Here is a 13229-nt window from a genome sequence, read left to right on the forward strand (position 1 = left end):
CCGGTGACAGGGCCGGGAACGTGAGCCGCGTCACGGCCTTCTTGCGGAATAGTTTAAGTTTCACCTACTGTTGGACCAGCCGAGCGGCGACGGTGCCGCCCCGACGCTTTCGTCTCCAGCAAAAGGTGTAGAAGCATGACTATCGCAGCCAACGACGCCCTGGTGCTCGACGCCGCCGCCCAGGACCTGCTCTTCCGCGAGGCCCGCACCGCGAACTCGTTCACCGACGAGCCGGTCACCGACGAGCAGGTCCAGGCGATCTACGATCTGATCAAGTACGGCCCGACGGCGTTCAACCAGCAGCCGCTGCGCATCGTCCTGGTCCGCACCCCCGAGGGCCGTGAGCGCCTGGTGCAGCACATGGCCGAGGGCAACCAGGCGAAGACCTCGGCCGCCCCGCTGGTCGCGATCCTGGCCCAGGACAACGAGTTCCACGAGGAACTGCCGACCGTCTTCCCGCACTTCCCGCAGGCCAAGGACGTCTTCTTCGCGGAGCGCTCGACCCGCGAGTCCTCCGCCGCCCTGAACGGCGCCCTGCAGGCCGCGTACTTCATCATCGGCGTCCGCGCCGCCGGTCTGGCCGCCGGCCCGATGACCGGCTTCGACGCCGCGGCCATCAACAAGGAGTTCTTCCCCGAGGGCGACCACTCGGTGCTTGCCGTGGTCAACATCGGCATGCCGGGTGAGGACGCCTGGTTCCCGCGCAGCCCGCGGCTTGAGTACGACCAGGTCGTCACCACGGTCTGACCCCAGGTCCGCCGCAACACGAACGGCCCCCGGCTCCGAGAGCCGGGGGCCGTTTCGCCGTACGGGTCACTTCAGCGACTGGGCGAGCTCGGAGAGCTCCTGGTACGAGGCGCTGCCGGTGACCACTGTGGTGGCGCTGCCGGTCTGGACGGTCAGGCCGCGGTACTGGCTGCCCTGGTAGCGCTCCCACGGCTTGCCGCCGACCGTGGCGCTGCCGTCCGGCTTGGCGCCGGCCACGACGTTCTCGATGACCTGGTCCCGGGCGCCGTTGCTCTGCTCGATGGCCGCGTAGTCACCGGACGGGGTGACGAAGCCCAGGTGCCAGGTGGCGTTGCCCTTGGCGTCCTGGCCGTACTCCACCGAGGTGGCCCGCCACTTGTCGGAGAGGCCCTCGGGCCCCAGCAGCGGGTAGGGAGCGGCGCGCTTCGCCGAGGCGAGCGAGGAGCGGTAGTCCACGACGTGTACGCCGTCGCCACCGCCGTGCGGGAGGAACAGGTATCCCACCGCGACCACGACACCGATAGCCGCCATCGACAGGACCATGTCCCGTACCGTCTGCCGGCCCTTCATGCTGCTGTTGCCTGCCACCCCCTCATGGTGAACCATCGGGACCCCGCACCCTGCACCCGGGGTCCGCGTCGGAGGCGGAAACGGCTCAAAACCGCCCAGAATCGCAGGTAGCGACGGTGGGCGCCACAGACAGTCATCTCGTAGCCAGATACGATCGCAGCACCCTCATCACGGCGTTCGACCAGGCAGTAGTCGGGCGCTCGCTGGCCGTCGCGTACAGAGAGGTAACGACGATGACCACCCACCCGCACAACCTCCCTCGATCCCTCGAGGTCGCCCCGGAGGCTCCGGACCGGAACCTCGCCCTCGAACTCGTCCGGGTCACCGAGGCCGCCGCCATGGCGGCCGGCCGCTGGGTCGGGCGAGGCGACAAGAACGGCGCCGACGGCGCGGCCGTGAAGGCCATGCGCACCCTCGTCTCCACCGTCTCGATGAACGGCGTGGTCGTCATCGGCGAGGGCGAGAAGGACGAGGCCCCGATGCTCTACAACGGCGAGCGGGTCGGCGACGGCACCGGCGCCGAGTGCGATGTCGCCGTGGACCCGGTGGACGGCACCACGCTGACCGCCAAGGGCATGAACAACGCAGTCGCGGTGCTGGCCGTGGCCGACCGCGGCACCATGTTCGACCCCAGCGCGGTCTTCTACATGGACAAGCTGGTGGCCGGCCCCGAGGCCGCCGACTTCGTCGACATCACCGCCCCGCCGGCCGTCAACATCCGCCGGGTGGCCAAGGCCAAGGGCAGCGCGGTCGAGGACGTCACCGTGGTCCTGCTGGACCGCCCGCGCCACGACGGCCTGGTCCGGGAGATCCGCGAGGCGGGCGCCCGGATCAAGTTCATCTCGGACGGCGACGTGGCCGGCGCCATCATGGCCGCCCGCGAGGGCACCGGCATCGACCTGCTGATGGGCGTCGGCGGCACCCCCGAGGGCATCATCGCGGCCTGCGCGATGAAGTGCATGGGCGGCGTCATCCAGGGCCGGCTGTGGCCGAAGGACGAGGCCGAGCGGCAGAAGGCGCTGGACGCGGGCCACGACCTGGACCGCGTGCTCAGCACCGACGACCTGGTCAGCGGCGAGAACGTGTTCTTCGTCGCCACCGGCATCACCGACGGCGAGCTGCTGCGCGGCGTCCACTACCGCCAGGAGACCGCCACCACCAGCTCGCTGGTGATGCGCTCCAAGAGCGGCACGATCCGCCAGATCGACTCGGTGCACAAGCTCTCGAAGCTGCGGGCCTACAGCGCGATCGACTTCGACCGCGCCAACTGACGGCGGCGCCGACCGACGACGACCGGCACGCCGCCGGGCGGCCCCCGGCAGCGGACCGCAGAACGGCCGGTGGGCCTCGGGAGAGTCTCCCGAGGCCCACCGGCCGTTTCACCCCGCTATCCGCCGCTGCTCGCCCACCCGCCGGGCCTCCCGCAACTCGCCGTCGCGGCGCCGCCGCCGGGCCAGCACCACGCGCCGCTCGGCCGCGGTCAGCCCACCCCACACCCCGTACGGCTCCGGCTGGACCAGCGCGTGTTCCCGGCACTCCAGCAGCACCGGGCAGCGGGCGCAGACCTGCTTGGCCTGCTCCTCCCGGGAGAGCCGGGCCGCGGTGGGCTCCTTCGAAGGCGCGAAGAACAGTCCGGCCTCGTCGCGGCGGCAGGCCGCTCCGGTGTGCCAGGGACTGTCCTCGGGGCGGTCGAGCTGCTGCGTCCCGGCGCCAAGCAGGCCGGTGGGACTGCGTCGCCCCGCCATCAACACGGTGGTACGGACGCTGGACTCGATCGGATGCAGCACGGCTTACTCCTACGACGTTTCGAGACTCGGGGGAAGGCTCGCGTCACTGCCCGGCTGCCCCGTGCTCACCCCGTCGGGCCTCGGCCGCTTCGGCGTCTGCCGTCTCCGGGGTCACAGCCGTACAAGAAACGATGTGCGGGAGGAACTACCCAGCGGTATCCCGGTTCATGCACAACGCACCCGACCGACTACGGACTGCACTCATCCCAACGGTGAGTGCCGGAAGCCCTGTTGACGGTTCACCCCGGTCCGCCCCCAGGCCGCGAAACGGCGGCACCGGCCTGGACGTGGGCAACTGTCCTGGCCGGTGCGGTGGTTGAGGATCCGGATGCCGGGCAACGGTCCAACTGCCCGGCCGGACAGGTGTTCTGCTCTTCCGCGAGGGGGCGGTCAGCGGTCGAGCTGCCTGCGCGCCCACTCGCGCAACTTCTTGCCCCGGCGCGGCCTTGCCTCACAGCCGCCGAACACCGCCGCGCCCTTCACCCGGACCACCGGCGCGTAGGGATCGGCCGCCGTCTGCTCGCGGACCGAGAAACCGCCGAAGATGCCGACGCCACCGCCGTGCAGGCTCACGTTCTCCGGCACCCGGATCTCCACCCCACCGAAGATCGCGGTCACCTCGATGACCACCTCCGGCGACTCGAACACCGCGTCCGTGAGGTCGATCTCCACCCCACCGAACACCGCCACCGCGCGCAGGTACGGTCCGACCCGCCAGCGCCCCTTGCGCTCCGCGCCGCCGAAGACCGCCACCATGGTCGGCGCCTCCTGGCGGGCCGGCGGCCTGGACGCCGGTGCGGGCTCCGGCTCCGGCTGCCGCAGCGGGGGCTTCTCCATCGAGATCGGCCGGTGCGCGGGCAGGTCCCGGGTCAGCGGTACGAGATCGCCGAGCGTCCTGGCCCCGTACGCCGCCTCGATGCGGTCGGCGTGCTCCTCCATCGTGAGCCGTCCCTCCGCGTACGCGTCGCGCAGCAGTTCGGCGACCCGCTCGCGGTCGGCGTCCGAGGCCCGCATCTCGGCCTCGGGGACGGCCGCGGTGTCGATGAGGGCCGGAGCCGGCTTCGGGGCGGGCGCCCGCTCGGGTGCGGGCGATCGTTCGGGCTTGGTCATGGAGACGGGCGGCAGCCCCGGGTCCTGCTGCGGCGACGGCTTGTCCTGCGGCCCGTTCTGCGACTTGTCCTGCGGCGACGACGAGTTGTCCACGGGCCAAGACTAGCCATCACGGCCCCGGCCGAACGGCAGTTCAGCCCAGTCCGCCGCGATCCGCGTGACCCCCGTCACGCAGGCCCACCTGCCCGCACCGGTACCCGGTCCGCCGCCTACCCTTGGGGGTGCTTCGTCGTCGCAGCCGAATCAGTTAAGGACCTCCCCCATGGCTCCCACGCCAGAGTTCGAATACTCCGACCTCCTGCCGCTCGGTGCGGACACCACCCCCTACCGCAAGCTGACCTCCGATGGCGTCAGCACCTTCGAGGCCGGGGGCCGAACCTTCCTGCAGGTCGAGCCGGAGGCCCTGCGGCTGCTCACCGCCGAGGCGATGCACGACATCTCGCACTACCTGCGCCCGGCCCACCTCGCCCAGCTGCGCCGCATCCTGGACGACCCCGAGGCCAGCCCCAACGACCGCTTCGTCGCGCTGGACCTGCTGAAGAACGTCAACATCTCGGCCGGCGGCATCCTGCCGATGTGCCAGGACACCGGTACCGCGATCGTCATGGGCAAGCGCGGCCAGAACGTGCTGACCGCGGGCTCGGACGAGTCCGCCATCGCGCGCGGTGTGTACGACGCGTACACCAAGCTGAACCTGCGCTACTCGCAGATGGCCCCGGTCACCATGTGGGACGAGAGGAACACCGGCAACAACCTGCCGGCCCAGATCGAGCTGTACGCCACCGACGGCGACGCGTACAAGTTCCTCTTCATGGCCAAGGGCGGCGGCAGCGCCAACAAGTCGTACCTGTACCAGGAGACCAAGGCGATCCTCAACGAGTCGTCGATGCTCTCCTTCCTGGAGCAGAAGATCCGCTCGCTGGGCACGGCCGCGTGCCCCCCGTACCACCTGGCGATCGTGGTCGGCGGCACCAGCGCCGAGTTCGCGCTGAAGACCGCCAAGTACGCCTCGGCGCACTACCTGGACAACCTGCCGACCGGTGGGGACGCGAAGACCGGTCACGGCTTCCGCGACCTGGAGCTGGAGCAGAAGGTCTTCGAGCTGACCCAGAAGATCGGTATCGGTGCGCAGTTCGGCGGCAAGTACTTCTGCCACGACGTCCGGGTGATCCGCCTGCCCAGGCACGGCGCCTCGCTGCCCGTCGCGATGGCCGTCTCCTGCTCGGCCGACCGCCAGGCGCTGGGCAAGATCACCGCCGAGGGCGTCTTCCTGGAGCAGCTGGAGACCGACCCGGCCAAGTACCTGCCGGACACCACCGACGAGCACCTGGACGACGAGGTCGTGCGGGTGGACCTGAACCGGCCGATGTCCGAGATCCGGTCGCAGCTGTCCAAGTACCCCGTCAAGACCCGGCTTTCGCTCAGCGGCACCCTGGTCGTGGCCCGCGACATCGCGCACGCCAAGATCAAGGAGCGCCTGGACCGAGGCGAGGGCATGCCGCAGTACATGCAGGACCACCCGGTCTACTACGCCGGCCCCGCCAAGACCCCCGAGGGCTACGCCTCCGGCTCCTTCGGCCCGACCACGGCCGGCCGGATGGACTCCTACGTCGACCAGTTCCAGGCGGCCGGCGGCTCGATGGTCATGCTCGCCAAGGGCAACCGCTCGAAGCAGGTCACCCAGGCCTGCGCCAAGCACGGCGGCTTCTACCTCGGCTCGATCGGCGGACCCGCGGCCCGCCTCGCCCAGGACTGCATCAAGAAGGTCGAGGTCCTGGAGTACCCCGAGCTCGGCATGGAGGCCGTCTGGCGCATCGAGGTCGAGGACTTCCCGGCCTTCATCGTCGTCGACGACAAGGGCAACGACTTCTTCGCCGAGGTGACGGACGGTCCGCTGATCACCAACCTGCGGGTCCGCTCGGCGCAGTAGCGGTGTAGCGGCTTTTGAGCCGCCCTGCCTGCGGCCGTTCGCGGCGCGGGCGGGGCGGCTCTGCCGGTCGGGCGGCACCTGTCCGGCCGCACACAAATGCCCTGCGCCACCACGAAGGGCGGAGCAGGGCACTGAACTGTCCGGTTACGGGCGGTTGATGATGGTTCCGAGCGGCTCGAAGCCACCGTCCTTCTTGGGCTGCTGAGTGTCAGGAGCCGGCACCGCCTGAGTATTGGGCTCAGGCTCGGCCAGACCATTGAGAACGTCGAGAATCGGCTGGGCGTCAGCAGCCGGGAGTGTGTGCTCGGCGGACGCCGGCTGCTCGGGCACCGGCGAAGTCCCGGCCGGAACGGCGCTGGTGGTGGTGTTGTCGGCCATGGATCAAAGCCGCCTTTCGGGTCATCAGGTCACTTCGGCCCGACCGGAGAGTCAAGGCGCGAGCCAAGTATCGTAGTGTTCGTTAAATGTCTTATAAACACCCCGAGGCGTGTCTTCTTCTCCAACGTTTGCCCGCTTCCTCATAAGCTGGCGCCTCACGCGAGACCGTGGAGCGTGACGCTCGGGAAGCACATCAATGCCATCGGGGGATCTCATGGAGCTTCAGGGGAAGTCGCATGCGCTGCGCTTCCAGGTGCTCGGTCCCGTCCAAGCCTGGCGCGGAGAGCAGCCCCTCTCGCTCGGGTCGCCACAACAGCAGGCGGTTCTGGTTGCGCTTCTGCTCAATCACGGTCGGCCGGTGGCAACGCAGGACCTGGTCGACGGCCTATGGGGTGACCGTCCTCCGCCGCAAGCAGTGGCCGCGCTGCGAACCTATGTGTCGCGGCTGCGAACCGTCATCGAACCGCACCGTGAAGTACGTACCCCCGCCGAGCTGCTGGTCTCTGTGAGCGACGGCTATGCACTGCGGATCCCCCCCGAAGCTCTTGACCTGGCAGCGTTCGAAAACGAATTCGCCTCGGCCGCCACCGCCAAGACCAGCGGAGACTTCCGCGAGTCTCACCGCCTCCTCGCCTCGGCTCTCTCTCGGTGGGCCGGCCGCCCGCTGGCCGGCATCCCGGGACCGTACGCCGAAGCCCAGCGAATGCGCCTGACTGAGCGTCAGATCAGCGCTGCGGAAGAGCGATGTGCGGCCGCGTTGGAGATTGGCCTCCACTCGGAAACCGTCGCTGAACTCAGCTCGCTCGCCGCCGAGCACCCGCTACGGGAACGGCTCCGTGAGCTGTTGATGCTTGCGTTGTACCGCTGCGGCCGCCAGGCAGAGGCACTCGGTGTCTACAGCGACACCCGCAAGCTGCTCATCGAGGAACTGGGGGTCGAACCGGGAGCCGGCCTGGGGTCGGTTCACTCCCGGATCCTGGCTGGCGACCCCGCACTCATGCCTGCCCCTGCATCATTCGCAAGAGTGAACGCGGCCGATGAGGCCGTGCCCTTCGTACCACCGGCACAACTTCCGGCCGATGTGTCCGACTTCAGTGGCCGTACCGAGCTCGTAAGTGAGCTCCAGAGTGTGCTGGGCAGCGGCTCCGGGCAGGCCGTCGTCGTCACTTCACTGGCCGGGATCGGTGGGGTCGGGAAGACCACCCTCGCGGTTCATGTCGCCCACCGTCTGCGGTCGGAATTCCCGGACGGCCAGTTGTACACCGACCTTCGTGGTGCCGGTGCTTCACCTGCGGACCCTGCTGTGGTGCTCGGCGACTTCCTCTATGCGCTGGGAGCCGCCGAAACTCCTGACACACTTGAACAACGATCTGCCCTGTACCGGTCACTGCTTGCCGATCGACGGATGCTCATCCTCCTCGACAACGCCAAGGACGCCGAGCAACTCAAACCTCTGATCCCAGGCGTGTCCAGCAGCGCTGTCCTGGTGACCAGCCGTTCCCGACTGGCAGAACTGCCCGGAGCTCACCTGGTGGACGTCGAGGAGCTGACCCCGGCGGAGGCACTGGCACTGTTCTCCGCGATCGTCGGAGAGCAGCGTGTCGCGGCCGAGCCCGAGGCCTCACTGGCTGTCGTCCGGGCCTGCGGACTCCTACCACTGGCCGTCCGGATCGCTGCGGCCCGCCTGGCAAGTCGCCCGCGCTGGAGTGTCTCCGATCTGGCCCGTCGGTTAGCGGATCAGCGGCGGCGGCTGAGTGAGCTACAGCTCGGCAACCTGGCCGTGGAAACCACCATCGGCCTCGGATACGGGCAGCTGAAGACGGAGGAGGCACGCGCCTTCCGTCTGCTCTCTCTGATCGACGCTCCCGACCTTCCCCTGAGCGCTGTCACAGATCTGCTCGGCGTCAGTGAGGACGCTGCGGAGCAGCTTGCGGAAGCCCTGGTAGAGGCCAACATGCTGGAGTGCTTTACTCCCGGCCGCTATCGGTACCACGACCTGCTTCGTCTCTTTGCCCAACGACAGAACGAGAAGCTCCGGGACACCACTGCTCAACACGCCGCTCTCCTCCGCCTGCTGGATTCACTGGTGGCAACCATGCGGAATGCCGCCCAGGCGATCGAGCCCGACGACGTGCTGACGGAGTCGCTTCACCAACCCGTCTCCACGGGTTGCTCCTTCAGCGGGGGTGACGCTGCCCGGAACTGGCTTCGGTCGGAACTCGCTCTGGTGCTCAGTAGCATCGAGGCTGCTGTTCAAGGCCCCCTGCAGCTGCTGCGGCCTGCCGTGGACCTGCTCATCGTCCTGAACGGTCTGGTCGAGGACCCAACTCATGGGCAGCGGATAAGAGTGGCGCTGGACACCGCCGACGCCAACGCCCGGTCGAACTCCGACAATGCCGCCCTGGCGCGGATCCAACTGGCTCTCGGCTTCCTGCAGCACGTCGCCGGCGAGTACCACAACGCGGAACTCTCCTTCCGCCGCAGTCTGGACCTGCAGGGGAAGGATGACCAGACGCACCTCCGGGCGAATGTCGCCAACCTGCTCGCCGTCGTCCTGAGCCTGGCCGACCGCCCCGCCGAGGCACTTCCGTTCCTTGCTGAGGCCCGTCTGGTCAGCCGTAGCCTCGGAGCCAGGATCAGCGAGGCACGACTGTTGGGCAATCTTGCCCGGGCACATCTCGACCTGGGTCAGCACGACGAAGCCGTCAGCTCCGCGCAGGCCGCCGTGGAGGCGGCGCGCTCGTCGGGGAACACGCCGTGCCTGGCGGACACGCTGTACCAGCTCGGCGTGGTGCTGCGGTCCACCGGGTCGCCCGGGGAGGCCGCGGCGCAGTTGCGGGAGGCGCACCGGCTGTACCAGTCCGATCAGCGGCGGATCTGGGAAGGCTACTCGCTGGCGAGGCTGGCGCCCTGCCTGCTGGCGGACGGTCAGCCTCCGGAAGCCGCCGAGGCGGCGGAGGAGGCGCTGGCGATCGCACAGGAGCTGGATGCCGCCTACTGCCAGGGCCTGGCGAACGCGGCATTGGGTGAGGCGCTCCTGGAGTTGGGACAGCCCGCACGTGGGTTGGCCTGTCTCCAGGAGGCGCACTCGATCTTCACGCGGCTCGGTGTGCCCGAGGCCCTCCCCCTACGGGACCTCATCGAGCAGCAGCACACCGAGCCCTCCGCTCCCCCTGCGCCGTAATCTCCGTCCCCCGACAGGAGATCCCCCGTGCGTCAGTTCCCCCGTGCCGTCGGCGTTCCCGCAGCCCCCCGGCTGCGGGAACGCCCTGACGCTTCCCCGGCGCTGAAAGAACTCTGACAGACGCCGATTGACGTTCAATAAACGCCGTCGCCAATCGCGTTTCCGCAGTTCAGAGGCGCGGCGCTCGATGAACTGTGCGGCGCGGGGCAGCTGCCCGCACCACCCCCTCCTGCCCCGATGTGCTCCGACGATCCCGGCCAAATTCGTCCCAACGAAGACGAGTTGGCCGGAAAGGGATCCCATCGCCGAGTGATCACGCCTATTCTCAAAGGCCAGTGCAGTGTGCCCGAAGCACTGCCGGGAGGAAAACGGACCGAGCGGGGGCCCGAGCGGGGAAGCCCGGCGCGCCGGCGGGCACGACAGCGAGTAGCGGGACACGGAAACCAGCAGGGCAACAGGCAGCACAGTGACGCGGGAGCGTGGCGGACCGCAGCAGGTGGCGAGGCCGGGGGCCGAGGGCGGCCGCCGGTCCCGCGGCCGTGCTGCGGCCAGGGTGGAAAGGTGCCTCGAAATCGTGACGACCGGACAGATATCCGATCCCGCCCAGAGCCGCGGGCCCGCCTCCGCCGACCAGCAGACCGACCATACGGCCGCCCGGCAGACAGACCACGCGGCCGCCCGGAACTCCGGCCGCACGACCGACCGGCAGACCGGTCGGCCAACCACCCGGCAGACCGGCCCGCACGCGGACGACCGCGCCGGCCGCAACGCCGATCAACGGGAGAGCCGGCGCCGCACCGAGCGCGCGCTGCAGGCGGTGGCCTTCGACACCATCGGCGCCCGCTACGGCGAGGTCTTCCCCGCCAAGGCCGGCCAGCTGGAGTGCGGAGACTGGCTGCTGGCCGAACTCGAGCCCGGTGCACCCGTCCTCGACATCGGCTGCGGCACGGGGGATCCGACCATCCGCCAGCTCTCCGAGGGCGGCCTGCGGGTGACCGGGGTCGATCTCTCCGACGGGATGCTCGCCCTGGCCCGCCACACCGTCCCGGCGGCCGCGTACCACCGGATGGACATGTACGACCTGGCCACGCCGCGCGCCGTACACGCCTGGGGCGTACCGGAGTTGGGCCCGGAGGCGGCGGGCAGCCTCGCCGCCGCGGTCGCCTTCTTCTCGCTGATCCTGCTGCCCCAGGACGAGATACCCGTGGTGCTGGCCCGGATCCGCGACCTACTGCGGCCCGGGGGGCTGCTGGCCCTCGGCATGGTGGAGGCCGACCTCGACTACGCACCGCTGCCCTTCCTCGGGCACGAGATCAGGATCAGCGGCTACCTGCGCGAGGAGCTGGAGCAGACCCTGGCCGAGGCCGGCTTCACGGTCGAGGGCCACTCGGGCCACCCGTACGCCCCCGCGAGCACCACCCTGCCGCCGGAGGAGCAGTTGTTCCTGCGGTGTCGGCGGACCGGCTGACGGCCGCGGTGGATCCACCGGCGGGCCGGGCGGCGAGGCACCCGGCCGCGGCCCGGCGCCCGAGGCCCACCGACCGAGGATCCACCGCCCGCGGGACACATCGAGAAACACGAACGATCGGCCACCGGATCGCTGAACTCCCCCAGACTCCTACGACCTACCGGAACGGGCAGCCCGTGCGCGACCACTACCAGCCCCAGACCGGGCAGCCGCCCACCGTGCCCACCCAGCGCCGCTCGCCACCCTCGATGACACCCATGACCATTCCCCCGCCCGCACCGCCCGCCGCCACCATCCCGCCGCAGACCCCGGCCGGACGCCGGCCGATCGCCGAGCGCCTGGCGTACCTGGACAGCGCCGCCCGGCGGATCAACAGCTCGCTCGACCTGACGGCGACCCTGCGCAACCTCGGGCGGGTCGTGGTCCCGGCGCTGGCCGACGCCGCCGTGGTGCACCTGCGCGACCCGCTGCCGAACCTCGAACGCGACCCGGGCTGCCCGACCGCCCTGCGGATCCACCACGCCCACGGCACCCGGCTCGGCCGCCGCTCGCCCACCCTCCGGGTGGAGCCGGACGGAGTGCTCGCCCGAACGCTCCGCCAGCAGCTGCCGTCCGGTCCGGTGGTCCTGGGCACCCCGTCCGCCGCCGGGCTGCGCCCGCTGCTGGAGGAGCTGTACGGCGCCCGTACGATGGCCCGGCTGGCGGCGGGCACGGCGCTGCTCGCCCTGCCGCTGCGCGGCCGGAAGGCGGCGCTCGGACTCCTGCTGCTGATCCGCCGGCCGGGCAAGGTCCCGGCGCAGCAGCCCGCCGTGGCGGACCCGGTGACGGCCGCCTTCGACGCCGCGACCGCCTTCGATCTCGCGGACACCGCCACCGCCACCCACCTGGCCACCCAGGCCGGGCTCGCGGTGGACACCGCGCTGCGCTACTCCCGCGAGTGGGAGATCGCCGACGAGCTGCAGCGCAGCATGCTGCCCGCCCGTCTTCCGCAGCGGCACGGCGTCCGGCTGGCGCACCGCTACCTGCCCGGCGAGAGCGGCGCCCAGGTCGGCGGCGACTGGTACGACTCGGTACCGCTGCCGGGCAATCGGATGGCCCTGATCGTCGGCGATGTCATGGGCCACTCGCTGACCTCGGCCGCGATCATGGGCCAGCTGCGCACCAGCGCGCAGACCCTGGCCGCCCTCGACCTACCGCCGCACGAGGTGCTCTACCACCTCGACGAACAGGCCCAACGACTGGGCCACGAACAGCACTTGGCCACATGCGTGTACGCGGTCTACGACCCGATCGCGAACCGGGTGGTGCTGGCCAACGCCGGACACGTACCGCCCGTCCTGATCCATCCGGACGGCCGCAGCGAGCTGCTCGACCTGGAGCCCGGCGCGCCGATCGGGGTCGGCGGGGTCGACTTCCAGTCGGTCGAACTGCCCGCACCGCCCGGCTCCGCGCTGCTGCTCTTCACCGACGGACTGGTCGAATCCCGGCGCCGCCCGATCGGCACCGGCCTGGAGGTGCTGCGCAGCCGCCTCGGCAACGCGGAGCCGCGCTCGCCCGAGCAGCTCTGCCAGGAGGCGCTGCGGATCCTCCCGCCCGGCGACCGGGCCGACGACATCGCGCTGCTGGCCGCCGCCTTCGACGGCATCCCGGCCGAGGACGTCGCGTACTGGTACCTCCAGCCCCGGCACGAGACGCCCGGCCGGGCCCGCCGCCTGGCCGGGCACGCGCTGCGCCGCTGGGGACTCGAACCACTGGCCGAGAGCACCGAGTTGATGGTCAGCGAACTGGTCACCAACGCCATCCAGCACGCCACTCGGCCGGTCACCCTGCGGCTGGTCCGGACTTCGGTGCTGCGCTGCGAGATCGGGGACGACAGCCCCGTCCTGCCCCGGGCCCAGCGGGTCGGACCGGAGGACGAACGGGGCCGGGGGCTGCAGATAGTGGCCAGGTGCGCGGACCGCTGGGGCGCGACCAGGCTCGGCGCGGGCAAGGTCGTCTGGTTCGAGCAGCGGCTCCCCCGGCCGGCCGAACGCGGCCGGTGAGCCGGCCGGAGCG

10 protein-coding genes are annotated in these 13229 nt (G+C 70.5%); 6 read left to right on the forward strand and 4 right to left on the reverse strand.

The annotated features are described in order from the left end of the window. The first annotated feature begins 135 nt into the window (after positions 1-135). Positions 136-747: a malonic semialdehyde reductase gene (locus ABD369_RS24400; RefSeq protein ID WP_344638669.1), complete on the forward strand. Its 612-nt coding sequence runs from the start codon at positions 136-138 to the stop codon at positions 745-747. 66 nt (positions 748-813) lie between these two features. Here the strand turns inward: ABD369_RS24400 and ABD369_RS24405 are convergent, their stop codons facing one another. Next, positions 814-1335 (reverse strand): DUF4245 domain-containing protein, encoded by a 522-nt coding sequence (locus ABD369_RS24405; RefSeq protein WP_344638670.1) that lies wholly within the window; start codon positions 1333-1335, stop codon positions 814-816. Positions 1336-1550: 215 nt separating this feature from the next. Here ABD369_RS24405 and glpX point away from each other — a divergent pair, with 215 nt between their 5' ends. Next, a complete protein-coding gene (glpX, locus tag ABD369_RS24410) occupies positions 1551-2588 on the forward strand; it encodes a class II fructose-bisphosphatase (protein WP_344638671.1) in 1038 nt (345 codons plus the stop codon). Between the two features lie 108 nt (positions 2589-2696). Here the strand turns inward: glpX and ABD369_RS24415 are convergent, their stop codons facing one another. Both ABD369_RS24415 and ABD369_RS24420 read right to left on the reverse strand, forming a co-directional pair. Further along, positions 2697-3062 carry a WhiB family transcriptional regulator gene (locus tag ABD369_RS24415; protein WP_344638736.1) on the reverse strand — a complete coding sequence of 122 codons (366 nt, stop codon included), beginning with the start codon at positions 3060-3062 and terminating at the stop codon, positions 2697-2699. Positions 3063-3494: 432 nt separating this feature from the next. Next, positions 3495-4214 (reverse strand): DUF1707 SHOCT-like domain-containing protein, encoded by a 720-nt coding sequence (locus ABD369_RS24420; protein WP_425557758.1) that lies wholly within the window; start codon positions 4212-4214, stop codon positions 3495-3497. A gap of 262 nt (positions 4215-4476) precedes the next feature. On the opposite strand from ABD369_RS24420, the gene ABD369_RS24425 reads away from it, so the two are divergent. Next, entirely contained in the window at positions 4477-6144 is a 1668-nt protein-coding gene (locus tag ABD369_RS24425) for a fumarate hydratase (protein ID WP_344638673.1), read from the forward strand. Positions 6145-6288: 144 nt separating this feature from the next. Here the strand turns inward: ABD369_RS24425 and ABD369_RS24430 are convergent, their stop codons facing one another. Then, the gene (locus ABD369_RS24430) at positions 6289-6522 is read right to left on the reverse strand and encodes a hypothetical protein (protein ID WP_344638674.1); all 234 of its coding nucleotides are present in this window, start codon (positions 6520-6522) and stop codon (positions 6289-6291) included. Positions 6523-6736: 214 nt separating this feature from the next. Here ABD369_RS24430 and ABD369_RS24435 point away from each other — a divergent pair, with 214 nt between their 5' ends. From ABD369_RS24435 to ABD369_RS24445, 3 genes are all read left to right on the forward strand, one after another. Continuing rightward, positions 6737-9706, forward strand: coding sequence for an AfsR/SARP family transcriptional regulator (locus ABD369_RS24435; RefSeq protein WP_344638675.1), 2970 nt, complete (start codon positions 6737-6739; stop codon positions 9704-9706). Between the two features lie 574 nt (positions 9707-10280). Continuing rightward, positions 10281-11174 carry a class I SAM-dependent methyltransferase gene (locus ABD369_RS24440; RefSeq protein WP_344638676.1) on the forward strand — a complete coding sequence of 298 codons (894 nt, stop codon included), beginning with the start codon at positions 10281-10283 and terminating at the stop codon, positions 11172-11174. Positions 11175-11350: 176 nt separating this feature from the next. Continuing rightward, positions 11351-13216: an ATP-binding SpoIIE family protein phosphatase gene (locus tag ABD369_RS24445; protein WP_344638677.1), complete on the forward strand. Its 1866-nt coding sequence runs from the start codon at positions 11351-11353 to the stop codon at positions 13214-13216. The last annotated feature ends 13 nt before the right edge of the window (positions 13217-13229 follow it).

This window comes from Kitasatospora cystarginea, assembly GCF_039533515.1.
Taxonomy (GTDB): Bacteria; Actinomycetota; Actinomycetes; order Streptomycetales; family Streptomycetaceae; genus Kitasatospora; species Kitasatospora cystarginea.

Excerpts from the sequence above, each read along its gene's own strand:
- ABD369_RS24400 (WP_344638669.1), top strand. The coding sequence starts at position 136 with ATGACTATCGCAGCCAACGACGCCCTGGTGCTCGACGCCGCCGCCCAG.
- glpX (WP_344638671.1), top strand. The coding sequence starts at position 1,551 with ATGACCACCCACCCGCACAACCTCCCTCGATCCCTCGAGGTCGCCCCG.
- ABD369_RS24415 (WP_344638736.1), bottom strand. The coding sequence starts at position 3,062 with ATGGCGGGGCGACGCAGTCCCACCGGCCTGCTTGGCGCCGGGACGCAG.
- ABD369_RS24420 (WP_425557758.1), bottom strand. The coding sequence starts at position 4,214 with ATGACCAAGCCCGAACGATCGCCCGCACCCGAGCGGGCGCCCGCCCCG.
- ABD369_RS24425 (WP_344638673.1), top strand. The coding sequence starts at position 4,477 with ATGGCTCCCACGCCAGAGTTCGAATACTCCGACCTCCTGCCGCTCGGT.
- ABD369_RS24430 (WP_344638674.1), bottom strand. The coding sequence starts at position 6,522 with ATGGCCGACAACACCACCACCAGCGCCGTTCCGGCCGGGACTTCGCCG.
- ABD369_RS24435 (WP_344638675.1), top strand. The coding sequence starts at position 6,737 with ATGGAGCTTCAGGGGAAGTCGCATGCGCTGCGCTTCCAGGTGCTCGGT.